We start from the raw sequence: 25,284 nt of genomic DNA on the forward strand, positions 1-25,284 counted from the left end.
CGTCACCCGGATGAAATCCGTCTGCCGTATGTGCCACGGCGGATGCGGCGCCATCGTCGAACTCGTGGACGGCGTCCCCACCGACATCCACGGCGACCCGGACAACCCCACCAGCGAGGGCTACTTCTGCATCAAGGGCAAGGCGTCACTCGACCTCCTGCGCAGCCCGGACCGGCTGACCACGCCGCTCGTACGCACCGGCCCACGCGGCTCGGGAACGTTCGAACCGGCCGGCTGGGAAGCCGCGCTCGACCGGATCGCCGGAGAGCTCGCCGCGACCATCAGCCGGCACGGGCCCGAATCCGTGGTCCTCGCCCAGGGAACCGACCGCAACTACCAGGAATGGGTGTTCCGGCTCGCCAACGCGATCGGGACGCCGAACGTGGCCGGCCCGGCGCACGTGTGCTTCTACCCCCGGGTCATGGCCTCGATCATGACGTACGGCGCCTTCACGTTCTGCGACTACGAAGGCGACCCCGAGGTCGTCCTGCTCTGGGGCAGCAACAAGCCGAACACCCACTCGGACGGCGTGATCGGTGTCAAACTGCTGCGAGCCGTGGAACGGGGCAGCCGCCTCATCACGATCGATCCCCGACGGACACAGACCGCCGCCCGCTCCGGCCTCCACCTGGCCGTCCAGCCCGGAACCGACTGCGCGCTGGCACTCGGCATGATCAAGATCGTCATCGACGAGGGCTGGTACGACCAGGAATTCGTCGCCGCGCACACCTCCGGGTTCGACGAACTCGCCGAGCACGTCACGGCCTTCGACGTCGAACGGGTCGCGCGGATCACCGGGCTGACACCCGAGCTCATCCACGAAGCCACCCGGTCCTACGCCCTCGCCGCACGGGCGTGCATCGAGGCCGGAACCGGTCTGTCGCAGAACGAGAACTCCTTCGACACCCACCGCGCCATCGCCCTCCTCGCCGCGATCTGCGGAAACATCGACGCCCCCGGCGGCGACGTGATCTGGGAACCGATGCCGATCGAGGGCCGGCGTGCCTTCCCGCGTTCGGATCTGCTCCCCGAGGAGCAGGCGAGGAAGCGGATCGGTGGCGACCAGCACAAAGTCCTCTCGATGTCCGGCTGGGTCGCGCCCGGAGACCTGCACGAGGCCATCGTGACCCGGACGCCGTACCCGATCACCTCGATGCTGATCTTCGGCAGCAACATCCTGGCCTCGCACGAGAACACCGAGCTGGTCCGCGAGGCGCTCACCAAGCTGGACCTGGTCGTCGTGTGCGACCTGTTCATGACGCCGACCGCACGGTACGCCGACGTGATCCTGCCGACCTCCAGCTGGCTCGAACGGGACCAGATCGTCGAGTTCAACTCCTACATCGCGGCCCGGCAGAAGATCGCCACGGTCGACGGCTGCCGTTCGGACGAGGAGATCATCCTCGAACTCGCCGAACGGCTCGGCCTGAGCCACCACTTCCACCCCTCCCTCCACGCCGCTCTTGACGCCAAACTCGCCGGCCTCGACCTCACCTGGGAACAGTTCACGAAGATCGGCCACATCCGGAACGAGAAGCGCTACCGCAAGTACCGCGACGGCGGATTCCGCACCCGGTCCGGGCGCGTGAACCTGATGAACAACGGGCTGCGGGCCATGGGCTACGAACCGTTCCCCGTCTACCGGCACCCCCCACAGCCGGACCCCGCCCTGCCCTACGTGATGACCAGCGCCCATCCACGCCAGTTCTACAACACCGAGTTCCACCAACTGCCGACCACCTCGCGCAGCCAGACGGCGGCACGGGTGACCGTCCACCCGGACACCGCGCAGCGGGAAGGGCTGACGGACGGCGAAGAAGTGGACCTGTTCACGCGGGCCGGTGCGCGCGGGGTGCGCATGACCGTCAAGATCTCCGACTCCGTCGCACCGAACGTCGTGATGGCGGACGCCGGCTGGTGGTATCCGGGCGAGCCCTCGATCGACGAATCGCTCAGATCCTCGGTCAATCTCCTGACGACCAACGACCGTTCCGACGTGCACATGGGGAGCGCCACGATGAGAGGTGTAGCAGTGGGAATACGGCGACTCGGGCCAGGCCGTGGCTAGCGCGCGGGGCACCGTCGCCGCCCGGGTGCCGGAAACCGACGAGGGCCTGCAGGGCGACGAACTGGCCCGCAAGTACGACGAGATGCAGCGCCACATCCGGGACAACGGCTGGCTCCAGGAGAAGATCGACGACATCCTCGCGGCGGAGATCGACTCCGGTGAGGTCCTGGAGCTGGGATGCGGCCCGGGCTACCTGGGCCTGGAATGGCTCACCCAAGCCCGTGACTCCGCCCGGCTCGTCGGCCTCGACATCTCACCGGCGATGCTCCGGCGCGCGAGCGCCAACGCGGACAGCTACGGCGTCACCGGGCGATGCGCCTACGAATGCGGCACCGTGCTGGCCCTGCCGTTCGAGGACCACCGCTTCGATCACGTCATCAGCGCGTCCTCGCTGCACGAATGGGCGGATCCGGCGACCGCCCTGTCGGAGATGCACCGTGTGCTCAGGCCGGGCGGCCGCTACTGCGTCTCCGACCTGCGCCGGGACGTCGACCGGACGACGTTCCAGTTCATGAAGGCGAACATCGCGGCCGACATGCGCCCGGGCTTTCGCACCTCGATCCGGTCCGCGTACGTCAAGAGCGAGATCGAGGAGCTGCTGCGGGGCACCGCGCTCGAAACGGCCGCGGTCACGGAAGTCCAGATGGGGATCGTCATCACGGGCAGGAAGGAAGCGCCATGAACGCACTCGCGGGAAGTTCGCCGGCCATCACCGCCACACGCGACGGGCGCTTCCCCGGCCGCGGAGGCTTCGACCGATCCTGGGAAGAGCTCCTCCAGACGTCGGACATGTGGCGGGACCTCGACTGCGGGCAGTACCTGTCGGCCTGGTGCGGATACGCGCCGGACCACGTCGTCGCCAAGTTCGCCGGCGTCAACCACATCGGCGTCTACATGGGCGACTACGGCAGCGACGACGAGGTGTTCGGCTGGAACGCCTACCTCAACGACCTCCGCGCGTCCGGCCGGATCACCACCGTCGAGATGGGCCCGTCGTACATCTCACCCCGGCAGTACGGCACACCGGGATGGTGGAACTCGATCGTGCTCGCCGACGGACGTGTCATCGAGATGTTCGCCTGCCGACGGTTCGGGCCCTGGGCGGACCGCCCCGCCGGCGAACGCGGGCGTCTCATGTCGCACGTCGCCGTCGACGTGCACACCGACGCCGACGTCCGCTACCTCCTGGACGTCCTCGACCGGGACGTCGACCACCTCGAGAACATCGCGTTCACCGAGGCGGACGAACTCGGCCACACCTACGGGCACCTGCGCAACAACGACAGCGGCTCCGTGCTGGAGATCGTCTACGAGGCGTCGCGCGGCGGATCGGAGCACGGCGATGGCGGTCATTGAGATCTCTCCGTACTCCGGTGAGCACTGCGAATCCACCGCGCTGCTCAACATGCTCCGCAACCACGACATCGAGCTGAGCGAGCCGCTGATCTTCGGGCTGGGACAGGGCCTGTCCTTCCTCTACTGGCACTCGAAGCAGATGCCGAGCCCGTTCCTCGCCGGCCGGGTCAAGCCCGACCACCTCATGCGCAACGTCACCGACGCCCTTTCCCTGCAGTTGCGGACACAGGAGACGTCCTCGGCGGCGAAGGCCGAGGCCACGCTGATCGAGGCTCTCGACGAGGGCGATGTGGTCGGACTCAAACTCGACCGCTACCACCTCGACTACGCGCGGGAGAACCACCACTTCGCCGCGCACTACGTCGCCTGCCTCGGATACGAGGACGACAGGTTCGTCGTCGTCGAGACCCGCTCCCTCGGCGTTCAGTCGACGTCGCGGGAGAGCCTGGCCCGGGCCAGGTCCGCCAAGGGACCGATGTCCTCGCGCCATCTGTCGGTCCGGGTGGATCCGCGCGGGTACGACGAGTCGATCCTCGCGAAGGCCTGCCAGACCTCGATCCTGGCCACCGCACAGGAGTTCCTGAACCCGCCGATCACCAACATGGGCTTCAAGGGCATCGCGAAGGCCGGCTCGCTCATGCGGGGATGGCAGGAGCGACTCGACCGTCCCGTCCAGGCCATGGCCGCCGTCGGCACCAGCATGGAGGAAGGCGGGACGGGCGGCGGACTCTTCCGGACGCTGTGGGCGCAATTCCTGGAAGAGGCGCACGAACTGACCGGCATCGACGCCTACGACGAGCTCGCTGTCGAGTACCGCCGCATCTCCAGGCGCTGGACGGACGTGGCGAACCTGCTGCGTGAGGCCGACGACGCCGGTGCCCGGCGCTCACTCGACGAGGCCGCGTCGATCGTCGACGGCCTGGCCGCCGAGGAGCGCACGGCGATGGCACGGCTGGAGGAGGCGTCCCGATGACCACGCTCGCCCGGCCGGCCGGCCACGACCCGCGCGGCAGGCTGCACGACACCCTCGTCTCCCGCGTCGACATCGCCCGGAAGGTCACCGCGGTCACCGCACTGGACCGGCAGGCGCTCGACACATGGGCGGCGCAGGCGCTCGCCGCGACCGTGGAGCACGCCTGCCGCAACTCACCGTTCTACGCCGACTTCGTCCCCGCCGATGTCGCCCGAGCGGTCGCGCGGGGCCGCCCACACGCGTTCGAGGCCCTCCCCTTCACCACACGTGACCACCTCTCGGCTGCCTACCCGCTCGGCATGCTCGCCGTGCCGCGGCGTGAGGTGATCCGCTTCGACGAGAGTTCCGGTACCGGCAACGGGCGCCCGATCGCGGCGTTCTTCACGATGGCGGACTGGCTGGAGAACAACCTCACCGTCGCCCACCTGCTGGCCGCCGTCCTGGACGAGCGGGACGTCGCGGCCATCGCCGTCCCGTACGAACTGGCCGGGGTCGGCCAGGACCTCGACCGGGCCATCGAGATCCTCGGCTGCACGGTCGTACCGCTCGGTGCGGCGTCACCGTCCTGCACCCCTGACCGGATGGTCGACGCCCTGCTGCGTTCCGGCGCGACCACCCTGGTGTGCTCCGGAACGCGTGCCCTGTTCCTCGGCGAGATCGCTCGCCGCCGCGGCATCGACCCGCGGCGCGACCTCGCGGTCTCGAAGATCCTCATGGCGGGGGAGGGGGCGTCACCGGCCAAGAAGCGGCGCCTGGCCGATCAGTGGGACGCCGTCGCGTACTCGATGTTCGGCATGACCGAGACCAACACGCTGGCCATGTTCTGCCGGGAGCGTGAGCTGCACCTGGTCGAGACTCGGACGTTCTTCGAGGTGGTGGACCCGCGGTCCGGCGAGCGCCGGCCGGACGGCTCCGTCGGCGAACTGGCCGTGACGACGCTGGCGAGCCGGGCCATGCCGCTGCTGCGGTACCGGACCGGTGACGTGTGCCAGATCGAGGCGGCGCCGTGCGGCTGCGGCTCCCCGTTGCGCCGACTGCGCCACCGAGGCCGGATCGGTGACCGCATCCCGGTCGGTGACCGCTGGACCTCCCAGCTGGAGATCGAGGACATCGTCCTGAGCGCCATGACCACCGAGCCGTACTACTTCGCCTTCGACGTCGACGGGGATGCCCTCACGATCGCCCTGCCGCCGTCGAGCGCCGACGACGCGACCCGCAAGGCGATCGCATGCGGTGTCCGTGACCGTCTCGGAGCGTCCACACGATTCGGTCCGCTGGACACCGACCGGTTCGAGACGGCGCTGCGCACCTCGGCCAAACCGACGATGCGCAACTTCCGTGCCCACGGGGGAGGAGAGGCCGCCGGTGAGGGTTGAACTGCCGCTTCCCACGCGCGTTCCGCTCGACGGGCGCTTCGAGATCGACGACACGTGCATCGACTGCAAGCTCTGCAACGACCTGGCGCCCGACAACTTCGACGCGGACCTCGACAACGACGTCCACTACGTGTGCAAACAACCCGAGACGTCCGACGAGCTCGAGCGCGTTCTCGACGCGTTCGACTCCTGCCCCACCGAATCGATCCGGTACTCAGCGGCACCCGACGGGGAGTGATGGCGCAATGTCCAGCCTGGACGATCCAGTGAAAGCCGACAGGTGCGCCGGCCGACGGCAGATGACCGAACTGGGACCGGTGGCCGAGAGCTACGACCAACTGCACCGCATCGACCTGCTCGGCGAGGCGCGGGCCGCCCGAGGAGTGCCGCAGGGCACGTACGACTCGACGGTGTGCGCCGTCCTCCAGGCGTCGGAGGTGTGCCTGCTCAACCTGGCCCGCCTGGCCCGCAGGACCCAGGAGCGCCTGCTCGCCGACGACATCCCGGCCGCCTCCCGCTACGTCCAGTGGGCCGTCGGGTTCCACCGGCTGCTGCGCAGGCTCGGCACGGTGATGTTCGACGCCCACAGCGTCTTCGGAGCCGGCGGGGCCGCAGGGACCACCACCGTGAGCATCTCCGAGTCGGCCGGCTACGCGGCCTACGTCGATGCGCTCCGGGAACTGGAGGACGTCGCCAAGGGCTCGCTGCTGGCCGGGGCACCCGAACTGACGCGCTCCACCATCGCCACCAAGAGCATCGACGACTCGCTGTACCGCGTGCTGCACGGCATCCGGACCGGCTGCCACGACGCGACCAAGTGGGAGAGCGACCTCACCGCCGTGCCCATCGGGGTGAGCCGGAGCACCGACGAGCTGATCTCGGCCGAGACGCTGGCGCGAGCCGTCGCCGCGACCGAGCTGAACGCCGGCACCCTGCACGGTGAGTTCGTCGCCCTGCACCAGGTCCCGGAGATCCTGTGCGCCGAGGCGAACGACCACCTGGAGGTCGCGATCCGGGCGATCCGCGCCAAGGCCCTGAGCCGGGCGGCGCAGCACCTGACGGCCTGCCGGGAACTGCTCGACCCGGTCGTCGAGGCGCAGCGGGTGATGGCCGAGCACCTGGCGACCGGGGAGTACCACGGGTTCCGGACCAATCTGGGGCCCGCCAGCGGCACACACTCCCTGTCGATCAAACAGCACATGTTCCGGGACCTGTTCAAGCACATGTGGAACGACCTGGAGGCCTGGCTGGACTCGCTCGGCGAGTCCTCGCTCGAGGAGACCGTCCGGGGCATCGACGCACACCGGCACGACGACCCGGAGGCATGGCTGCGGCACACGGTGGTCGACCAGGCGTTCAAACTCCACTCCGCCCACCAGCAGTGGCGGCACGAGCATCTGCACATGCCCCGCAACTGCCTGGGCAGCGGCGGCACCAAGTCCATGATCGGCATTCCGGACGGTCCTCAGGCGGTCTACAAGATGCGGGACGCGGCCAATGCCCAGCACTCACTGGCCGTGATCCACCGGGCACGGCGCACGAGCCTGGCGAACGCCGTGCCGGACTCGCCCCTCGCCAAGCTCATCACCGATCCCGGTTCCCTCGACGCCGAACTGATGCGGGTCGTGGGCGAGGCGACACGCGAGTACTTCCCCCAGGTGCAGGAGCAGAGCTACCAGCCGTTCCGGTCCGGCGCGGCCGAGCGGAACCCGTAGGAGCGCGGACGGTGACCACCACAGGATCCACAGCCTCTGACGGCCTCGAGCCCGACGACGGGACCGCCCTTTCGCCGAGCACCTCCGGCGGGGCCTGGAGAGGGGCCGAGTACATCGCCAGCCTCAAGGACGAGCGGGAAGTCTGGTGCGACGGACGCCGGGTCGACGTGACCGGCGACCCGGGCTTCCGGCCCATGCTCTCCACCTTGGCCGGTCTCTACGACGCCCAGCACCTGCCCGGCCGGGCGGACGAGATGCTCCACCGGTCGGACACCTCCGGCAACCTCGTCAGCCTGTCGTACCTGGCGCCGGCCGACCGGGACGACCTCAGCCGCAAGTGGACCAACTCCCACCGGTGGGCGGAGGCCTCCTACGGCCAGCTCTCCCGGATACCCGACTTCATGTCGAACGTCGTGGTGGGGCTGTACGACTACCGGTTCGAGCTGGCCGAGGTCGACCCCGAGTTCGGGGCCAACGCGGAGAAGTACTACCACTACTGCCGGGAGAACGACCTCACGCTGACGCACGGCCTGGGCGACCCGCAGATCGACCGGTCCGCGACCCCCGCCGACCGGCCGGAACTGGGACTGAGGGTGGTACGGCGGGGCGCCGACGGCATCGTCGTGCGGGGAGCCAAACAGATCGCCACCCTGGCGCCGTACGCCCACGAGGTGCTCATCTACCTCTCGCCCGCCAACTACCTGCGTGAGGACTCCCGTTACGTCTGCTGGTTCGCCGCCCCCCTGGCGACGCCCGGCCTGCGCGTCCTGTGCCGCACGTCGTACGCCGAGGGCTCCGGCGGCCTCTCCTCGCGCTACGACGAGCAGGACGCCATGCTGGTGTTCGACGACGTGTTCGTCCCGATGGACCGGGTCTTCCTGCTCGACGACTCCCAGGCGGCCGTCCGCGGGTTCGGCGAGCTCAACAAGTGGTCGCTCTACACCGGCCAACTGCGCTACTACCACCGGTTGCGCACCATGCTCGGTGTCGCGTCACTGTTGGCCCAGGCGATCGGCGTCGACAAGTTCCGGCAGGTCACCGACCTTCTCGGCGAACTCACCTCGTACGTCGAGATCGTGCGGCTCGGCCTGACCGCGATCGACGCCGAGAGCCGGCCCACCCCCTCGGGTCTGCTCGCCCCCGGCTCGACGGCAGCGCTCGACGCCGTCGCCGGACGCTTCTCGACCCGGGGCTCGGAGATCATCCGGCAGATCGGCGCGTCGGGCCTGATCATGCAGCCCTCGGACGCCGACCTGGGCACGTCCGAGCTGCGCGCGGTGCTGGACACCTACATGTGCGGGCGCGAGATGGGCGTCGACGAGAAGTCCCGCGTCTTCCGCCTCGCCGCCGATCTGGCCGTCGACCGCTTCGGCATGCGCCAGGAGCTCTACGAGACGTGGAACCGCGGCGATCCCGCACGGGTCCGCTCGATGCTCTACGACCGGTATCCCGACCTGAAGCGCTGTGAAACCCAGGCCCGAAACCTGGCGGAAGGGCGGAACGACATCACATGAGTCTCGACAGCATCCGGCTTGAGGGAGTCACGACCCACAACCTCAAGTCCGTCGACGTCTCCTTCCCCAAGGGAAAGCTGGTCGTCGCCGCGGGCGTCTCGGGCTCGGGCAAGTCGTCCCTGGTCATCGACACCCTCTTCGAACACTCGAAGACGCTCTACCTGGGGGCCCTGTCCAGCAAGTCCCTCGACATGGGCGACGGCGACTACCAGTTCGACCGGATCGCGGGCACACAGCCGCCGGTGGCGCTGCGCCAACGTGACGGCGGCTACTCCAATCCCCGCTCGACCGTGGGGACCCTCACCGGGCTCGACGGTCTGTACCGGTTGTTGTTCGGCGCCGGATCGCGGCCGGTGTGCCCGGCCTGTCTCGGCCCGACCGGCGCGGACCTGTTCTGCGACGACTGCGGCTGCTTCGCCGAACCACACTCCGCGAAGCACTTCAGCCCGAACCGCAAGGAAGGCAAGTGCCTTCAGTGCGACGGCATCGGCGAACTCGTCGGCTTCTCCCTCGAGAAGATCATCCCGGACCGGTCGAAGACGCTCACCGAGATCTGGGACGGCGCCGACCCCGGAACGTTCGCCGTTCCCAACGTGCGCAAGGCTTTCGAGGCGATGGCCGCGGACATCGGCCTGGACCTCGGCCTGCCGTTCGAGAAGCTGAGCCCGGAGCAGACCGAGCGGGTGCTGCACGGCTCGGACACCGTCTACACGCTCAAGATCCGCAAGGTCACCAACGACTTCCGCTTCGAAGGCATCCTGGGCTTCCTGGAGCGCGCGTACCGCAACGCGTCGTCGGCCGCCCGCAAGAACGCCTTCACCAACTACCTCGGGCGGGAAGTCTGCCCCGCGTGCAACGGAGGGAGGCTGCGTCCCGAATCGCTCAAGGCGACGGTGGCCGGGCACACCTTCCCCGACTTCCAGAGCGACGAGCTGTCACGCTCGATCGCCCGCCTGCGTGAGGGGCTCTCCTCCGGTGCCGTGCCGGCGCAGGTCCGTGAGCTCGCCTCCGCGATCGTCAAACAGAGCGCGAACATCGAGGACGTCGGCCTGGGGCACCTGCAGCTGCGGCGGCCGGTCACCACCCTCTCCGGCGGTGAGCTGCAGCGGTTGCTGCTGGCGCAGCACCTGGCCAGCGACCTCACCGGGGTCATGTACGTCCTCGACGAACCGACCGCCGGTCTGCACGAGGCCGACACCGGCAAGATCCTCGACTCACTTCGACGGCTGCGCGATCTCGGGAACACGGTCATCGTCATCGAGCACGACGAGTCGGTGATCCGTGCCGCGGATTGGATCGTCGAGTTGGGGCCGGGAGCCGGATCCCGCGGCGGCGAGATCGTTTTCGAGGGCCGCTTCACCGACCTGCTGCACTCCGGCGACTCGCCGACGGCGACCGCGATGGTGTCGAACGGGCCGTCGCGGGCGAGGGCCGACCTCGCCGGCGCGTCCTGGCTCGAGGTGCACGGCATCACGCGCAACAACGTGGTCGACCAGACGGCGAAGTTCCCGCTCGGTGGACTGACCTGCGTCTCCGGAGTGTCCGGCGCCGGCAAGAGCTCACTGGTGGCCGGCATCCACGCCTCGGTCTCCCGGGCCATCGCCCAGCGGTCCCCGGGTGCGGCTTCCGCGAGCACCGGCATCGAGGGAGCCGAATCCCTGGACGACGTCATCTACGTCGAGCAGCGCCCGATCGGCCGCTCCAGCCGGAGCACACTCGTCACCTACGTCGGCATCAGCGACCACATCCGCGACGCCTTCGCCGCCAGTGCCGACGCGGTGGAGCGCGGACTCGGCCGTGGCGAGTTCAGCCCCAACGTCGCCGGCGGGCGGTGCGAGTCCTGCAAGGGACTCGGGCTGGCCGAGATCGAGATGACCCTGTTCAAGAGCGAGTTCATCGTCTGTCCCGAATGCGAGGGCCGCCGCTTCCAGGAGCACGTCCTCGACGTGCGGCTGGGCGAGAAGAACATCCACGACGTGCTCTCGATGACCGTCGAGGACGCGCTCGCATGGTTCGACGCCACGAGCAGTCCCAAGGTCGTCCAGGCGCTCGGCGTGCTCAGCGAGTTCGGCCTGGGCTACCTCCAGCTCGGCTGCTCGACGACCACGCTCTCCGGCGGCGAGGCGCAGCGGCTCAACCTGGCCGGTGAGCTGCTCAAACAGCGTCGCAGCCGCACCCTGTTCATCTTCGACGAGCCGACGCGCGGTCTGCACGCCGCCGACATCCGCCATCTTCTGGCCCTGTTCGAGCGGTTGATCTCCACCGGCAACACCATCGTCGTCATCGAGCACGACCTGAAGGTCATCGCCATCGCCGACTGGGTGATCGATCTGGGGCCCGGTGCGGGCCGCGACGGGGGCCAAGTGGTGCACAGCGGGCCGCCGGAGGACCTCGCGGACAACGCGGCCAGCGTGACCGGCCGGTTCCTGCGCCGGCTGCGTGACGAACCCGGTGCGGTGACGCCGGTGCCCGAGCCCGCCGGAAACCGGCGGCCGAGTGCGGCACCGGACCTCGGGGTCATCGGCGAGCTTCTGCCGCGGGCCGTCACGGTGGTCGCCGGCACGGCGCGACAGTCCGAGCGGAGCGGACCGACACCGTACGGCCTGGTGATCGGCTCGCTCACCGTGGTCTCCGACGAGCTCGCCCTCATCGGCTTCCTGGTGCGCTCGGGCAGCACCAGCTGGAACGCCATCGCCGACACGGGCCGGTTCTGCGTCAACATCCTCGGCGAGGACCAGCACGAGGTGTCCGACGCCTTCTCTCAGGGCAGGCCGGACAGCCGCTTCGACGCCCTGTCGTGGACGCCCTCCGCCAACGGCTGCCCACGGCTCTCCGGCGCCGTCGGCACCATCGACTGCGGTCTGAAGTCGTCCTACCGGATCGGCGACCACGAGTTCGTCCTGGCGACGGTCGTCAGCGTCGACATGCAGGCCGGCACCGACCGCCGGCCCCTGCTGCGGACCGAACGGGGCGACAGCGCGCTCGACGACTACGGGTGGCGCCGGTTCGCCCGGGAAGCGGAGGACAGGTGAGGACGACCACGTCCATCGCGACGCACTACGAACAGTTCCTGCAACTGCTCGCCCGCGATGCCCGCGATACCTGCGATACCCGCGATACCTACGACACGGGGGACGCCCGCGACGGGCTCCGCGCCCGGTACGGCGAACGGGTCGACCCGTCGGGCGGATCGCAGCCGATCCTGCTGACCCGCGACGAGTGGATGCGGAACCAGATCGACCTGACGCTGGCGCTGGGCGGGCTGCTGACCGAGGACGACGTCGTGGTCTCGGCCGTGCCGTACGAACTGTCGTTCATCGGCGCCGAGGTGGACCGCGTGATCGAGATGGTCGGCGCCTCGGTGATCAGCGTCGGCACGAGCGGGACCATCTGCCCGATGCCCCGGCTGCTCGGGCTGATCGAGCAGTACGAAGTGACGGCCCTGGTGTGCTCGCCGAGCTTCGCCGCGGAGCTGGCGACCCTCGCGGTCGCGCTGGGACGACGACCGGAGGACTCGACGATCCGGGCGATCGTCTGTGTGGGGGAGGCCTGCTCCACCGAGCGGCTCGACCGCATCGGCGCCGCCTGGGCGGCGAGAAGCTCCGCCCTGTACGGGACGCCGTCGACACCGACGGTCGCCGTCGCCTGCGAGTCCGGTGCACTGCACCTGTGCGATCACCGGTTGCGGGCCGAGGTCCGCGGTGGCCTGCGCGGTGAGCTGCTTCTGGACTGCTCGCCGACCGGGGAGCTCGTCGAACTGTGGCCGGCGGACCGCGGCTGCGACTGCGGCTCCACGAGCCGGATCCTGGTGCCGCTCGGCAGCACGGCGTCGGCGGTGCGCGGTCCGGACGGCTTGGTCTCGGCGCTGGACGTGGAGCGGATCGTGTTCGGCCACAGCAGGCTCGCACCGCACTTCGCCTGCGACCTCCGAAACGGCACGTTCCACGTGACCTGCGCCGTGGCCGACCCCCGAGCGGTCGACGTGGACGCGATGCGGCGGGCGATCCGCAGCGGCATCGGCGAGGCGCTCGGGGTCGAGGCCGAGGTCACGGTCGTCGGAGTGCAGGACTGGAGTACCGCCACGTCATGACCCGCACCCGGCCGCGGCACGCAGCCGCCGCGGCCGATCCACCGGTGGCATCCCGAGGAGACAAGACGTATGAGGGTAGCGGTAGTACAGACCCGATGGGTCGACGATCACGAGGACGGCCTGCGCAACGCCTACCAGGCGATCGAGGACGCCTGCGGCGCCGGCGACGTCGACCTGGTGTGCTTTCCCGAGTTCCTGCTCGGCCCGCCGTGGTACATGCCGGGACAGGACGGCCTGAGGGGGCGGACCGACACCCCCGTCCCGGGGCCGGTCGTCGACGGCTTCCAGTCCCTGGCCCGCAAGCTCGGCACGCACATCCTGCTGGGTTCGCTCGTCGAGGACATGCAGGACGGCATGTACCGGAACACGTCCCTGCTGATCGGCCGGCAGGGCGTCATCACCGGGCGCGCCGTCAAGGCACACGCCTTCGGCAACGAGATGGTGGTGTGCCGTCAGGCGGACTCGCTCGGCGTCCTGTCCACCGAGTTCGGGCGGATCGGCATCGCCGTGTGCTCGGACTTCTGGATCCCGGAGGTCGTCCGGCTGCTGGCCCTGGCCGGCGCGCGAACGATCTTCGTGCCGGGCGGGACGCTGGGGCAGAACCAGCCGCTGATGGTGAACGCGTTGCGCACGGCGGCGTACCTGAACGACGTCAACATCGTCTACGCGAGTTCGGTCGGTGTCGTCCGCGGGAAACGCGGGGACCGGCTCGTGGAGATCCACTTCGCCGGCACCAGCCTGGTCGCCCGCCCGGAGGGCGTGATCGCGCAGGCCGGCAGCGACGAACCGGAGACCCTCGTCGTCGACCTCGACGAGCCCGCGGAGGGCGACGGCCGCCGCTGGCAGCAGCTCCGCAGGCCCGACGCCTACCGGGCGCTGCTCACCCCGTACGCCGGTGCCGACCGGGATCTCGCGGCCGAACTGCGGGCGAGCCTGACCGGGGGCGGTGGTCCGGACCGCGGCCGGCCCGTCGCCGCCACCAGCGCACATGAGGGGACTCGTCCATGACCATCTTCGTAGCCCAACACGCCCGCCGGGCCACCCCCGAGGCGACGGCCGACGCCGTACTCGACGATCTCGACAGCCGGGTGACCGACGGGGCATCGTTCGTCGTCCTCCCCGAGAACGCGTTCACCACCGGCGACGCCCCCCAGGTACTGCCCCGGCCGCTGCGTGAGCGGTGTCTGGGCCGCCTGTCGACACTGGCACGGACCCGCGGTACCTACGTGCTCACCGGCTCGTGGGCGGAGGAACGGCCAGGTGGCGAACTGGTGCAGGTGGCCAGGCTGCTGGATCCCCGCGGCTCGGAGAGCGCCCGGGTGGAGCGGCCCGTCCTCGCCGACGGGACGACCGGCACCGGCGACGACTTCCCGGTCGTCGAGACGCCGTTCGGCCACGTCGGCGTGCTGCTCGGCCCTGATTTCTGGCTGGTCGAACCACCGCGCATCGAATGCCTGGCGGGCGCGGAACTGCTGCTGGTCTCCGGTTCTCTGGACGGCGCGCAGCAGGCCGCGCAGCGCGCCGCGGTCTGGGGCATCGCGACGCTCAACACCGTCGCGGTCGCCTTCGCCGGTTCGCTGAGCGAACGCTGCGGTGGGGGCAGTGCCGTGGCGGTACCCGAGGGGTTCGTCGCCGAGGCGGGCGCCGACGAGGGCGTCATCGAGGCGCCCTGGGACGTCGAGAGGATCCGGCACCTGCGCGAGCCCGACCTGCGCTTCCAGCAGACCCTGTGGTTCGGGCTGTGGGCCCGCCGGACGGAGCTGTACACGGACCTCACGGCGCAGGTGGTGTGAGATGCGTGACGCGGGCGCTCCCGCCTCCGACGTCCGACGACGGATCGCGACGGAGCTGGCAGACGACGTGCCGTGGAACCGGGTGCTCAACTCCATCTGCACCGAACCGCATCCGCTGGGCGTGGAGATGGCCGCTGCGGCGGCGCACACCAACCTCGGCGACGTGCGCATCTTCCGCGGTACCAAGCGGATCGAGCGCAAGGTCGTCGAGCTGCTGCTCGATCTGCTGGACAACCCCGGCGGGTCGGGGAGTCTGGTGTCCGGGGGGACCGAGGCGAACCTGATCGCGATGCTGGTGGCCCGCGAGTCGGCGCGTGCCCGGGGGCGGCTGACCGACCGGCCCGAAGTCGTGGTCAGCAGCACCGTGCACTTCTCCTTCACCAAGGTCTTCGGCCTGCTGGGGCTGACCCCGGTGGTCGTGCCGGTCGACGAGTCCCTGCGGTTGCCGGCCGGTGAGGTGGCCCGGCGTATCGGCGAGCACACCGTGGCGGTCGTCGCCACCGCGGGCAGCAGCGAGTTCGGTGTGGTCGACGCGGTCGACGAGATCGGCCCGGTGGTGGCCGGACGGGGCGTGCATCTGCACGTGGACGCGGCCACCGGTGGCTTCATCATCCCCTTCGCCCGTGAACTCGGCCACGACCTGCCGCAGTTCGACTTCACCGTCGACGGCGTCGACTCGATCACCATCGACCCGCACAAGTACGGACTGGCCAACGTCCCGGCCGGAGCGATCCTGTTCCGGGGCGCCCAGGACGCCGGACGCTTCGCGGTCGATTCCTTCTTCATCGACACGCCGGTGCACAACACCCTGCTCGGCACCCGTCCGGGCGCCGCCGCGGTGTCGACCTACGCGGTGCTGGAGCGCCTGGGGCGTGACGGCTTCCTCGACCTCACCCGGACCAACTACGAGGTGACGAGGTATCTGGTGGACGGGTTGCGCGCGGCCGGGCACGAGCTGTTCACCGAACCGCAACTGAATATCGTGGTGGTGAGGATGCCGCACGCGGTGCGGATCTCGCAGCTGCTGGAGACCAGGGGCTGGATCGTCTCCACCTCCAAGCGGTTCGGCGAAACCCTGCGGCTGGTCGTCACCCGCCATGTGACACCGAAGATGGTGGACGAGTTCCTTCCGGAGCTGGAGCGGGCGTGCAAGGACGTCGCTGCCGAGGTGGCGCCGCGATGAGCCTCTTCCGTGGCCCGCGAACCCGACTCGCCGCCCTGCAGATGCGGATCGAGCCCGGGCAGCGGGAGGACAACCTGGCGCGAGCCGCCAAGCTGCTGTCCACCGCACGAGAACGCGAGGCCGATCTGGCGTGCCTGCCGGCGACGTTCGCCACCGGCCTCAACTTCCCGACCCTGCGCACCGACGCCACCGCCGAGGACGGCCCGGTCGTCGAGTTCCTCGCCGAGCAGGCCCGCACCCTCGGCATCCACATCGCGGCGGGCGTGCTGCTGTCGGACGGGCGGGACGTCTTCGACGCCGCCGTGCTCATGGGTCCCGGCGGCGACCCGCTCGGCTGGTACCACCGCGCCTGCGTGTGGGCGGGCGAGGCCGAGTACATCTCCACCGGCTCGCCGGGCGCGGTGATCGACACGCCCGTCGGGCGGATCGGCCTTCAGGTCAGCTACGACCTGCGGTTCCCCGAGGCGAGTCGACAGTACCTCGCCCAGGACGCCGACCTCGTCGTCTGTGTGGCGAACCTCTTCGGGCCGTTCTCGCACCCGCTGCGCTCCCTGTGCCGCGCCCGGGCCGCGGACAACGAGTGCGCGCTGGTGCTCGCCAGCGGCGTGGGCGAGAACCGCTTCGCGAACATGGCCTACGTCGGCCGCAGCATGATCGTCGACGGTCTGGTGCAGGACGCCCGGCAGGACCCGGAGGCGGACATCCTCGCCGAGGCCGCCCCGGGCAGCCGGGAAGCGGTCATCGACGCGGACGTGTACTGGCGCCAGCGGCGGAAGGTCCGCGCCGGACTGCCGTTCCACGACGACCTGCGCTCGACCTGGACCACGATCCACGGAGGGCGCGCCTGATGAGGGCAACGCGTATGCAGCCGGAGTCCGGCTGGCTCGGTGACGTACTCGGCCTTGTCGTCATGGACATGCGGCAGTTCTTCGACAACCGTCTGTTCGCGGTCTCGACCCTGCTGACGTCGGTGTCGATGGTGCTCGCCTTCGGGGCGGCGACCGACCAGATGGTGAGCCCGGCGCCGACGGCCGCCGACTACTTCGGTTTCGTCTTCCCCGGCATCATCGGCGCCGGCATCATGTTCAGCTGCACCTACACCGTCGGCTACACGGTCATCGTCGACCGCAACCGCCGCACCATCGAGGACCTCATCCTCTCGCCCCTGTCGTACTCCGGCTTCCTGCTCGCCCGGATCGTCGGCGTGGTGCTCAAGTGCCTGTTCCAGTTCGTGCTGGTGCTCCTGCTCGGCGTCGGGGTCTTCGACGCCCGGATCGAGTCGGTGCCGATGCTCACGCTGGGCTTCTTCACCGCGTGCACGGCCTTCGCCGGCCTCGGGATCCTCATCGCCACCTACACCAACGAGATCTCCTTCCCGGCGGTGGTGAACATCATCGTGATCCCGCTGATGTACTTCGCCGGGATCTTCTTCCCCCTCGACAACCTCGGCACGCTGGGAGACGTGTTCGACAAGCTCCCCCTCGCGGTGCACGTCGACATGTTCCGCGCCGCCACCTCACCGGACGTCTCGGCCACCGGCGCGTCGGTGCTGGCGGTGGCCTACTCGTTCCTGGCCCTCTCCCTCGCGGCGTGGGCCTTCCGCAGGAGGATCGGCCATGGCTGACACCACGAGCACCGCGGCGCCGGTCCTGTCGGTCTCCCGGCTCGACCACCGGGTGAGCCCCGACTTCGCCCTGCGCTCCCTCACCTTCTCCGTGCACGCGGGCGAGGGCATGGCCATCATCGGCACCAACGGCGCCGGCAAGACCACGCTGATCCGGCTCGTCGCCGGGCTGCTGCGCCCCTCCGGCGGCGAGGTGCGCATCTGCGGCACCGCCCCCCGCCGCTGGGGCCGGGTCGGCCGCCACATCGGCTACGTCCAGCAGGCCAAGGACCTCCCGGACGGCGTCAGCGTGGAGACCTACGTCAAACACCAGCTCAAGCTCCGGCGGGCCGACCCCGGCCGGTACGAGGAGCTGATCGCCCTGGCCGAACTGGAGCAGTACCGCCACCAGTACGTGCGCAGTCTCTCCGGCGGCAGCCAGCGCAAACTGCACGTCATCTGCGCCGTCGCGCACCGGCCCGACCTGCTGATCCTCGACGAACCGACCACCGGCCTGGACCCGACGGCGCGCGAGACGCTGCTGGGGATGCTGGGGAGCCTGAAGAAGGACGGCGTCGGCGTGCTGTTCGCCAGCCATCACCGCGACGAACTGGTCGCGCTGGCCGACTCCGTCGTGGTGCTCCACCAGGGACGGCAGATCAAGGACGCCTCCCTCGACGCCGTCACCCGGTGGGGTGAACGCTCCAGCCTGATCATCGAGGCCTTCACCGAGACGCACCTGGCACGGCTGCGTTCCTGGGCCGGGCAGGAGGCCGAGGCCGGCGGTCTGGTCCGTTCCGTCCGCACCGTCGATCAGGGCGTGCGGCTCGACCTGGCCGACGGCGACCATCAAGGCACTCTGGCCGAGGTGGTCGCCCGGGCCCACGCGGCCGGCCTCGCCCTGCGCTCCGCGTCCTACTTCCAGCCCACTCTGGCGGACGTCGTCCGTTCCATCGTCGACCGAGTCGAACCGGAGGACATCGCATGAGCATCACGACCACGACCACCAGCATGCCGTTCTGGAAGGAGTATCCGGAGCGCGACAGCGAATGGGTACGGCAGTACCCGACCAAGCACGTGCCGGTGAACGAGGAGGAGGTGTTCGCCCGCAAGCCCATGGGCGTCTACGTCCACATCCCGTTCTGCAACCGGCTCTGCTTCAGCTGCCCGTACATCAAGCACCAGACCGACCGGGACCTCACCCGCACCTACCTGGAAGCGCTGAAGACGGAGATCACCAACTACGCCGAGCGCCCCTACATCCAGGACCACGTCATCACCCTCGGCTACATCGGCGGCGGCACCCCGACCGCGCTGACCGCCCCCCAGCTCGACGACCTGCTGGGCCACATGTTCAGCAGCCTGAACGTCGAGGAGGGCGCGGACTTCTCCATCGAGACCACCCCCGTCGACATCACCGAACGCAAGGCCACCGTCCTGCTGGAGCGCGGGATACGGCGCATCAGCCTCGGCGTTCAGACCTTCGTGCCGGAGGAGCTGAAGAACATCGGCCGCCCGAACGATCCGGAGATGCTCAAGGAGAGCATCCGGCTGCTGCGCCGGTGCGGCTTCGAGAACATCAACATCGATCTGATGCACGGCATCAACGGGCAGACGATGGAGAGCTGGGAGCACAGCCTCGACGTCGCCATCGAACTCGGCGTCACCTGCATCTCGTTCTACACGTACATGGAGTTCGCGCAGATCTCCACCAAACGCAGGAAACTGCCGCCGGTCCCGGAGAAGGCCGTGGTCGACGACATGTTCCTGTTCGCCGCTGAGAAGCTGTCCGCAAACGGCTTCCTGGGCTACTACGGCGACTGCTTCGCCAAGCCGGGGTACCAGCCCAAGTACGGCGAGACGTCCTGGAGCGAGGACATCCCCATCATCCCGCTCGGCCCCACCGCGACCGGGCACCTGCGCGACCACTGGTACTTCAACGAGCCCGACATCGGCCGCTACATCCAGACGGTGATGGAGGGCCGGCTGCCGATCTCCATGGGCAAGCACATCACCAAGTCGGAGGCGATCCGGCGCTCGATGGTCCTGGGCGTCAAGGCCGGTCGGGTCAACCGGGAGCGCTTCCGCCGGATCCACGGCGTCGACTTCATGGAGATGTTCCGCGCCGAGATCGACGACCTGATCGAGAAGGAACTCGTCACCGCCGACGAGAACGGCATCGAGGTGACCGGCCCGAAGGGCTGGTACTACCTGGACAACATCTCCAAGGCGTTCTACTCGCCGGAGTACCGGCGCTACCCGCAGCACCTGGGAGCGGACATCTCCGACTTCATCTCCAGCGGGCCGGTTCCCCTGCAGCTCACCACGCGCCCGAAGAACGAGGAGGCCGGCTGTGACCACTGAGACCCGACTGCTGAACCTGAGTGAGCGCGTGCCGCAGCCCTCCCCGCACGACGACATCGACAAGGTGCGCTTCTACGACCTCGGCATGCGCCGCTCCGCGCTGATGGCGTACAAGCGACCGAGCGACCGCATCCTGGCCCACGTCCGCGACGGGATGACCGACCTCGTCGAGATCGGCTTCAACACCGGCCTGCTGTCCCTCCATGTGGCGGGCCGGCTGCCCGACCTGGCCGTGTCCGGGGTGGAGGAGAACCAGAACCTCGTCGACGTCGCCGAGGACAACCTGACGCTGGCCGTGTGGGCCAACAGCGCCGGCGACGTGGAGTTCGAGATGGCCAAGCTGAACCGGCTGCCCTTCCCGGACGACTCCGCGGACATCGTGTTCTCGTTCTCCTCGCTGCATCGCTGGCGCAGGCCGGTCGAGACGCTGAAGGAGTGCGCCCGCATCTGCAAGCCCGACGGCGTCGTGATCATCGAGGACATGAACCGGCACGCCGAGGAGGGGCACATCACCTTCATCCTGCAGTTCGTGAAGGAGGGCGGCGACGAGTTCATGCGCTCGCTTCAGGCCGCCTACACCCGGGACGAGGCGGCCGAGCTGCTCCGGGAAGCCGGCCTGGCGGACTGGCAGGTGGTGGAGGAGGACCTCGGCCTGGTGATCTCCTCGCGTCCCCTCGAACCGGTGAGCCCGTGATGCCCGGGACGAAGATCGCCGTCGTCCAGATGGAGTCGAAGCTCGGCAAGCCGGCCCAGAACCTGCGGCGCGCCGAGCACTACATCCACGAGGCCGTCGAGCAGGGGGCGGACCTGGTCTGCCTGCCCGAGGCGTTCTCCACCTCCGGCAACATCCTCGAGGTCGCGGACGTGTCGGTGCCCCTCCCGGGGCCGGAGACCGAGTTCCTGTGCGCGCAGGCGAAGCAGGCCGGCGTGCACCTCGTGGCCGGCCTGCTGGAGCGCGGCGACGACGGCAAGTACTACAGCACCTCGGTGCTGTGCGGCCCCGAGGGGACGATGCTCGGCCACTACCGGCGGGTGCACTGCCACGAACTGGAGGCCCGCTACCTCTCCGGCGGATCGGAATACCCGGTCTTCGACGTCGGGTTCGGCCGCATCGGCCTGATGCAGGGCTACGACATCAACTTCCCCGAGGTCGCGCGGGAGTACTGCCGCCGCGGAGTCGACGTCATCGTGTGCTCCGCGCTGGTGCCCGAGATGTTCGCGTACGTGGCGAACATGCGACTGCCGGTCAGGGCGGTGGACGCCGAATGCGTCATCGCGTTCGCCTCCGGGATCGGCACCAACCTGTACGCGGGATTCGGATACATGGGGCGCAGCCAGATCCTGGCGGACCCGCTGTTCCTCGAAGCCGAGCGATTCGACTTCGTCGACGGTGACGAACGGATGGTGGACCTCGGCAAGGAGCCGGGTGTCGGTGTCGTCGAGGTCGACCTGGAGCGCATGCGCCGCTACCGCACCAAGGCCACCCTGAGCGGCGACCTGCAGCCGGCGACGTACTGGCAGTCCTGACGAGAGTGAAGGCCCATGCGTGTACTGCTCATCTCCACCAACAAGATCCGGGTACCGCGGCCGGCGCTGCCCATCGGCATGGCCTACATCAGCGCCGCGCTCAAGCATGCCGGGCACCAGGTCGACGTCCTGGACCTGCTCTGGGAGTCCCGGGAGCTCAAGGCGGTCCGGGAGAAGCTGACCGCGAAGACGTACGACGTGGTCGGCATCGCCGTGCGCAACCTGGACAACCTGACGTTCATCGACCCGGTCTTCTTCGGTCCGATGACCGAGAAGATCGTCCAGTGTGTGCGCAAGTACACCAGCGCCAAGGTGGTCCTCGGCGGATCCGGCTTCTCCGTCGAGCCGCTGTCGTTCTTCGAGTACGCCCAGCCGGACTACGGCATCGCGGGTGAGGGCGAGGCCGGCATCGTCCAGCTGATGGACTACCTGGAGTCCGGCGGGCGCCTGGAGTCGATCTCGGGGCTCTGCTACCTCGACGACAACGGCAAGTTCTGCCAGAACCAATCCAATTCCGCGTTCGACCTGGGTGCGCTGGAGCCCGACCGGTCCGTCTACGACCCCCGCTACTTCGAGGAGGGTGTCTCGGCGGCCTCCGACCTCACCCGCGATCACCAGCCGGCCATCGAGACCCTGCAGACCAAGCGGGGCTGCAAGCTGTTCTGCTCCTACTGCATCATCCGCAAGACCGAGGGCAAGGGAGACCGGTTCAAGGACCCGGCCGAGGTCGTCGGCGAGATCCAGCGGGCGATGGCGGAGAACCCGGCCGTGCGGGAGTTCGAGATCGTCGACGCGACCTTCAACTACCCGATGGAGTACGCCGCCGAGGTCTGCGAGGAGATGATCCGCGCCAAGCTCGACGTGCCCTGGTACTGCCAGCTGACGCCGAACGCGGTCACGCCGGAGTTCGTGAAGCTGCTGCACGCGGCCGGCTGCATCCGGGTGGACCTCGGCACCGACGCGCTCACCGACGAGGCCCTGGCGGACCTGATGAAGGGCTTCGACATGGCCCGGGTCCTGGAGATCGACCGCCTCTTCACGGCCAGCCCGATCGAGCACACCCACTGCATCTTCCTCGGCGGGCCGGGGGAGACCCCGCAGGCACTGAGGGAGTCGATCCGCTTCACCGAACGGTTCCTGAACCCGGCCCAGATCTACGCCAACCTCGGGATCCGGATCCTCAGCGGCACCAAGCTCCAGCGTCAGGCCGTCAAGGCCGGCATCCTGCGAGAAGGCCAGGGCACGTTCGTCCCCGCCTTCTACGTGGAGCCGGCCATCCTCGCCGACCGGGACACGCTCGACTTCGTCCGCGACGCCTACCTGAGCCACAAGAACTGGTATCTGTGGTGGGGCCTGGGCGGGCAGAACCTGACGGACCGTTCGAGGGACACCGTCCAGGCCGTGGCCGACATGCAACAAGAGTACGAGTACGTCATGCAAGGCAAGCCCCGGCTGGAACGCGCACCGAAGCCGGTGACCGCCCAGCCGCTCACACTCACGATCGGCACCCAGTGATCGATGTTCCAGCCGCCGCGGACGAGTTGTCGAAGACACTTGCGGCCCGAGCCGACCCGGACTTCGCGGTGCGTACGCAGCGGTACTTCCCGCACGAGATCCGCGCCCTCGGGGTCGGCAACGCCGCGGTCGCCGAGATCGCCACCGACTACTTCCGGGAGCGGCGCGACATCCCCGCGGCGACGCGGCTGCTCCTGGCGGAGGAGGTGCTGGCGCGCGCCTCGCACCACGAGGAGGTGCTGCTGGGCTTCGCCGTCCTGCACAAGGTCGCCCGGACCGGGCTCGGCGGCGAACTGCTGGACCGCTGCGAGCACTGGCTGGAGACGTACGTGTCCAACTGGGCGCAGTGCGACGACATGTGCCTGAAGCTGCTGTACCCGTTCTTCCTCGGCCACCTGGAGCTGATCCCGCGCACCCGGCGCTGGACCGGGTCCGCCTCCCCGTGGGCCAGACGTGCCGCGAACGTGGCAGTCGTGAAGTTCGTCCGGCGCACAGTGGGCCGGACGGTCTTCGAGCTGCCGCTGTCGCACGTCTTCGACAACTGCGTCCGGCTGATGCACGACGACGACGTCTACGTGCGCAAGGGCTCCGGCTGGCTGCTCAAGGTCACCGCCCAGGTCCACCCCGAGGAGGTGGCCGAGTTTTTGCGTACCTGGCACACCGACATGCCCCGCGACACGTTCCGGTACGCGGTGGAGAAGATGGACCCGCGGCTTCGACGGTCCTTGATGGAACTGGGACAGGGGTGACGCGATGAACGCGACCGGCCGCTACGCCCACCGGCGAGGCATCAATTCTGAGTCCGCCTGCCAATGCGCCGTCCTCGCGGCCGACGGCTACGAGGTGGACGAGGAGATCGTGTTCGGACTGGACGCAGGGTTCGGCTTCGCCTTCTTCCCGGCGAACGGCAACGCGCCGGACATCGTGGTCGGGAAGCAGGCGATCATGCCGCTTCGGGCGTCACGACTGATGTGCGTCGAGGTGGTGACGCACACGCCGAAGACCGGCGCCGGCCTGGCCGGACTGCTGGAGTCGGTGCCGGCCGTCATGGCCCGGGTGGACCTCGGCCTGCTTCCGTACTGGGGTCTGGAGGGGCGCACCTCCTTCGGCGGGTACTTCGTCAACGTGGTCCGCCCTCTGGGGGCCGATGCGTTCGAGGTGTCGGACCCGGCGTTCGACGAACCCGTCTCCGTCAGCGCGGACGAGCTCCAGGCGGCCCGGTCCAGCCGCGACTCGCCGCCGCTGAACCCGGACTGGAAGGTGTACGTCTTCGGCGCGCCCCGGCGCACTCCCCAACTGGACCGTGTCGGCCCGGTGGCCGTACGCACCCTGTGCCGCGAGGTCCTCAAGCCGGGCAGCAGGAATCTCGGCATCCCCGGGATGAAGACGCTGGCCACGACCGCGGCGTCATGGCCGCAGTCCAAACACGGCGAGGTCGAGGACGTGGACCTGACGGGCAACGTGGTGCGGACCGACGCACTGGCGCGTCAACTGCTGCATCTGGGGCGGCAGATCGAGTCCTTCGGCACCGGCGGCGGGCTGTTCCGCCCGATGATCGGCCGCTACCTGGCGAGGGTCGCCGACAGCACCGGCGAGGCGCGCTACGCCGACGCGGCCGAGCAGTTCCTCGCCAGCGGGCGGCTGTGGTCGAACCTGGGACGCGCACTGCTCACAGCGGGCTCAGGCACCGCGCGCGACGATCTCACCACGCTCGTGGACGCCGTGACGGACACGGCGCGATCCGCGATGGACGTCGAGAAACGGGCGCTCAGCGCGCTCACCCCTCTGTAGACGCGAGGTCGAGACATGCCCACCGAGGACGAGACCGTACTGCTCCAGGGTCCCGCACGCTGGAACGAGCACGCCCGACGGAGCCGGGCACGGGGCCCCTTCCGGCCCGACCTGCGCAAGGCGATGCTGCACGGCGCCGACCTGCAGGGCGCCGAGCTCGCCGACGCGGACTTCACCGACGCCGTGCTGACCGAGTCCTACCTGATATCCGCGGACCTGAGGGGCGCGAACCTCGAAGGCGCCGATCTGAGCGAGGCGTACCTCATCCTGGCCGAGCTGAACGGCTGCCGCCTCGTGGGCGCGAAGCTGGAGGGCGCGGACCTCAGCGGCGCCGATCTGACCGGCGCGGTGCTCGACCCGGGCTTCCGGCGGACTGCTGTGATCTCGGACTACCTCACGATCTGGCCATAGCGAAA

Annotated in this window: 23 protein-coding genes; all 23 read left to right on the forward strand. The window is 69.3% G+C overall.

What is annotated here, in order from left to right; all coding sequences use genetic code 11:
• The first annotated feature begins 10 nt into the window (after window positions 1-10).
• Entirely contained in the window at window positions 11-2,068 is a 2,058-nt protein-coding gene (locus QNO09_RS15135; protein WP_283970694.1) for a molybdopterin-containing oxidoreductase family protein, read from the forward strand.
• Window positions 2,061-2,750, forward strand: coding sequence for a class I SAM-dependent methyltransferase (locus QNO09_RS15140; RefSeq protein WP_283970695.1), 690 nt, complete (start codon window positions 2,061-2,063; stop codon window positions 2,748-2,750). Before QNO09_RS15135 ends, QNO09_RS15140 begins: the two co-directional genes overlap by 8 nt.
• A complete protein-coding gene (locus QNO09_RS15145) occupies window positions 2,747-3,424 on the forward strand; it encodes a hypothetical protein (RefSeq protein WP_283970696.1) in 678 nt (225 codons plus the stop codon). Before QNO09_RS15140 ends, QNO09_RS15145 begins: the two co-directional genes overlap by 4 nt.
• On the forward strand, window positions 3,411-4,397 hold the full coding sequence (locus QNO09_RS15150; protein ID WP_283970697.1) for a BtrH N-terminal domain-containing protein: 987 nt from the start codon (window positions 3,411-3,413) through the stop codon (window positions 4,395-4,397). Before QNO09_RS15145 ends, QNO09_RS15150 begins: the two co-directional genes overlap by 14 nt.
• A complete protein-coding gene (locus tag QNO09_RS15155; protein ID WP_283970698.1) occupies window positions 4,394-5,773 on the forward strand; it encodes a phenylacetate--CoA ligase family protein in 1,380 nt (459 codons plus the stop codon). The genes QNO09_RS15150 and QNO09_RS15155 overlap by 4 nt, the downstream gene beginning before the upstream one ends.
• Window positions 5,763-6,011 (forward strand): ferredoxin, encoded by a 249-nt coding sequence (locus tag QNO09_RS15160; protein WP_283970699.1) that lies wholly within the window; start codon window positions 5,763-5,765, stop codon window positions 6,009-6,011. The genes QNO09_RS15155 and QNO09_RS15160 overlap by 11 nt, the downstream gene beginning before the upstream one ends.
• Window positions 6,012-6,072: 61 nt before the next feature.
• Complete coding sequence (locus tag QNO09_RS15165) at window positions 6,073-7,488, forward strand: hypothetical protein (protein WP_283970700.1); 1,416 nt, start codon at window positions 6,073-6,075, stop codon at window positions 7,486-7,488.
• Between the two features lie 11 nt (window positions 7,489-7,499).
• Window positions 7,500-9,002 (forward strand): 4-hydroxyphenylacetate 3-hydroxylase family protein, encoded by a 1,503-nt coding sequence (locus tag QNO09_RS15170; protein ID WP_283970701.1) that lies wholly within the window; start codon window positions 7,500-7,502, stop codon window positions 9,000-9,002.
• Window positions 8,999-12,034, forward strand: coding sequence for a flavin reductase (locus QNO09_RS15175; RefSeq protein ID WP_283970702.1), 3,036 nt, complete (start codon window positions 8,999-9,001; stop codon window positions 12,032-12,034). Before QNO09_RS15170 ends, QNO09_RS15175 begins: the two co-directional genes overlap by 4 nt.
• On the forward strand, window positions 12,031-13,092 hold the full coding sequence (locus tag QNO09_RS15180; protein WP_283970703.1) for a phenylacetate--CoA ligase family protein: 1,062 nt from the start codon (window positions 12,031-12,033) through the stop codon (window positions 13,090-13,092). Before QNO09_RS15175 ends, QNO09_RS15180 begins: the two co-directional genes overlap by 4 nt.
• Before the next feature lie 69 nt (window positions 13,093-13,161).
• The gene (locus QNO09_RS15185; RefSeq protein ID WP_283970704.1) at window positions 13,162-14,100 is read left to right on the forward strand and encodes a carbon-nitrogen hydrolase family protein; all 939 of its coding nucleotides are present in this window, start codon (window positions 13,162-13,164) and stop codon (window positions 14,098-14,100) included.
• Complete coding sequence (locus QNO09_RS15190) at window positions 14,097-14,885, forward strand: carbon-nitrogen hydrolase family protein (RefSeq protein WP_283970705.1); 789 nt, start codon at window positions 14,097-14,099, stop codon at window positions 14,883-14,885. The genes QNO09_RS15185 and QNO09_RS15190 overlap by 4 nt, the downstream gene beginning before the upstream one ends.
• A gap of 1 nt (window position 14,886) precedes the next feature.
• Window positions 14,887-16,068 carry a tyrosine decarboxylase MfnA gene (gene mfnA, locus QNO09_RS15195; protein WP_283970706.1) on the forward strand — a complete coding sequence of 394 codons (1,182 nt, stop codon included), beginning with the start codon at window positions 14,887-14,889 and terminating at the stop codon, window positions 16,066-16,068.
• Window positions 16,065-16,916: a carbon-nitrogen hydrolase family protein gene (locus QNO09_RS15200; protein ID WP_283970707.1), complete on the forward strand. Its 852-nt coding sequence runs from the start codon at window positions 16,065-16,067 to the stop codon at window positions 16,914-16,916. Before mfnA ends, QNO09_RS15200 begins: the two co-directional genes overlap by 4 nt.
• On the forward strand, window positions 16,916-17,692 hold the full coding sequence (locus tag QNO09_RS15205) for an ABC transporter permease (protein ID WP_283970708.1): 777 nt from the start codon (window positions 16,916-16,918) through the stop codon (window positions 17,690-17,692). The genes QNO09_RS15200 and QNO09_RS15205 overlap by 1 nt, the downstream gene beginning before the upstream one ends.
• Window positions 17,685-18,659, forward strand: a complete 975-nt coding sequence (locus QNO09_RS15210) for an ABC transporter ATP-binding protein (protein WP_283970709.1) — start codon at window positions 17,685-17,687, stop codon at window positions 18,657-18,659. The genes QNO09_RS15205 and QNO09_RS15210 overlap by 8 nt, the downstream gene beginning before the upstream one ends.
• Complete coding sequence (locus tag QNO09_RS15215) at window positions 18,656-20,035, forward strand: coproporphyrinogen-III oxidase family protein (protein WP_283970710.1); 1,380 nt, start codon at window positions 18,656-18,658, stop codon at window positions 20,033-20,035. The genes QNO09_RS15210 and QNO09_RS15215 overlap by 4 nt, the downstream gene beginning before the upstream one ends.
• Window positions 20,025-20,729 carry a class I SAM-dependent methyltransferase gene (locus QNO09_RS15220; RefSeq protein WP_283970711.1) on the forward strand — a complete coding sequence of 235 codons (705 nt, stop codon included), beginning with the start codon at window positions 20,025-20,027 and terminating at the stop codon, window positions 20,727-20,729. Before QNO09_RS15215 ends, QNO09_RS15220 begins: the two co-directional genes overlap by 11 nt.
• On the forward strand, window positions 20,729-21,562 hold the full coding sequence (locus QNO09_RS15225) for a carbon-nitrogen hydrolase family protein (protein WP_283970712.1): 834 nt from the start codon (window positions 20,729-20,731) through the stop codon (window positions 21,560-21,562). The genes QNO09_RS15220 and QNO09_RS15225 overlap by 1 nt, the downstream gene beginning before the upstream one ends.
• Window positions 21,563-21,577: 15 nt before the next feature.
• Window positions 21,578-23,077, forward strand: coding sequence for a B12-binding domain-containing radical SAM protein (locus QNO09_RS15230; RefSeq protein ID WP_283970713.1), 1,500 nt, complete (start codon window positions 21,578-21,580; stop codon window positions 23,075-23,077).
• The gene (locus QNO09_RS15235; RefSeq protein ID WP_283970714.1) at window positions 23,074-23,826 is read left to right on the forward strand and encodes a DNA alkylation repair protein; all 753 of its coding nucleotides are present in this window, start codon (window positions 23,074-23,076) and stop codon (window positions 23,824-23,826) included. The genes QNO09_RS15230 and QNO09_RS15235 overlap by 4 nt, the downstream gene beginning before the upstream one ends.
• A gap of 4 nt (window positions 23,827-23,830) precedes the next feature.
• Window positions 23,831-24,868 (forward strand): DUF4872 domain-containing protein, encoded by a 1,038-nt coding sequence (locus tag QNO09_RS15240; protein WP_283970715.1) that lies wholly within the window; start codon window positions 23,831-23,833, stop codon window positions 24,866-24,868.
• A gap of 15 nt (window positions 24,869-24,883) precedes the next feature.
• Window positions 24,884-25,279, forward strand: a complete 396-nt coding sequence (locus QNO09_RS15245; protein ID WP_283970716.1) for a pentapeptide repeat-containing protein — start codon at window positions 24,884-24,886, stop codon at window positions 25,277-25,279.
• The last annotated feature ends 5 nt before the right edge of the window (window positions 25,280-25,284 follow it).

The sequence above is a fragment of the Streptomyces sp. 378 genome (genome assembly GCF_030124145.1).
Taxonomy (GTDB): Bacteria; Actinomycetota; Actinomycetes; order Streptomycetales; family Streptomycetaceae; genus Streptomyces.

What these genes read in the sequence shown, in the direction of transcription:
- QNO09_RS15210 (WP_283970709.1), top strand. Translation starts at nt 17,685, where the DNA reads ATGGCTGACACCACGAGCACCGCGGCGCCGGTCCTGTCGGTCTCCCGG.
- QNO09_RS15200 (WP_283970707.1), top strand. Translation starts at nt 16,065, where the DNA reads ATGAGCCTCTTCCGTGGCCCGCGAACCCGACTCGCCGCCCTGCAGATG.
- QNO09_RS15165 (WP_283970700.1), top strand. Translation starts at nt 6,073, where the DNA reads ATGACCGAACTGGGACCGGTGGCCGAGAGCTACGACCAACTGCACCGC.
- QNO09_RS15175 (WP_283970702.1), top strand. Translation starts at nt 8,999, where the DNA reads ATGAGTCTCGACAGCATCCGGCTTGAGGGAGTCACGACCCACAACCTC.
- QNO09_RS15190 (WP_283970705.1), top strand. Translation starts at nt 14,097, where the DNA reads ATGACCATCTTCGTAGCCCAACACGCCCGCCGGGCCACCCCCGAGGCG.
- QNO09_RS15225 (WP_283970712.1), top strand. Translation starts at nt 20,729, where the DNA reads ATGCCCGGGACGAAGATCGCCGTCGTCCAGATGGAGTCGAAGCTCGGC.
- QNO09_RS15155 (WP_283970698.1), top strand. Translation starts at nt 4,394, where the DNA reads ATGACCACGCTCGCCCGGCCGGCCGGCCACGACCCGCGCGGCAGGCTG.
- QNO09_RS15205 (WP_283970708.1), top strand. Translation starts at nt 16,916, where the DNA reads ATGAGGGCAACGCGTATGCAGCCGGAGTCCGGCTGGCTCGGTGACGTA.
- QNO09_RS15150 (WP_283970697.1), top strand. Translation starts at nt 3,411, where the DNA reads ATGGCGGTCATTGAGATCTCTCCGTACTCCGGTGAGCACTGCGAATCC.
- QNO09_RS15215 (WP_283970710.1), top strand. Translation starts at nt 18,656, where the DNA reads ATGAGCATCACGACCACGACCACCAGCATGCCGTTCTGGAAGGAGTAT.
- QNO09_RS15145 (WP_283970696.1), top strand. Translation starts at nt 2,747, where the DNA reads ATGAACGCACTCGCGGGAAGTTCGCCGGCCATCACCGCCACACGCGAC.
- mfnA (WP_283970706.1), top strand. Translation starts at nt 14,887, where the DNA reads ATGCGTGACGCGGGCGCTCCCGCCTCCGACGTCCGACGACGGATCGCG.
- QNO09_RS15245 (WP_283970716.1), top strand. Translation starts at nt 24,884, where the DNA reads ATGCCCACCGAGGACGAGACCGTACTGCTCCAGGGTCCCGCACGCTGG.
- QNO09_RS15240 (WP_283970715.1), top strand. Translation starts at nt 23,831, where the DNA reads ATGAACGCGACCGGCCGCTACGCCCACCGGCGAGGCATCAATTCTGAG.
- QNO09_RS15185 (WP_283970704.1), top strand. Translation starts at nt 13,162, where the DNA reads ATGAGGGTAGCGGTAGTACAGACCCGATGGGTCGACGATCACGAGGAC.
- QNO09_RS15135 (WP_283970694.1), top strand. Translation starts at nt 11, where the DNA reads ATGAAATCCGTCTGCCGTATGTGCCACGGCGGATGCGGCGCCATCGTC.
- QNO09_RS15230 (WP_283970713.1), top strand. Translation starts at nt 21,578, where the DNA reads ATGCGTGTACTGCTCATCTCCACCAACAAGATCCGGGTACCGCGGCCG.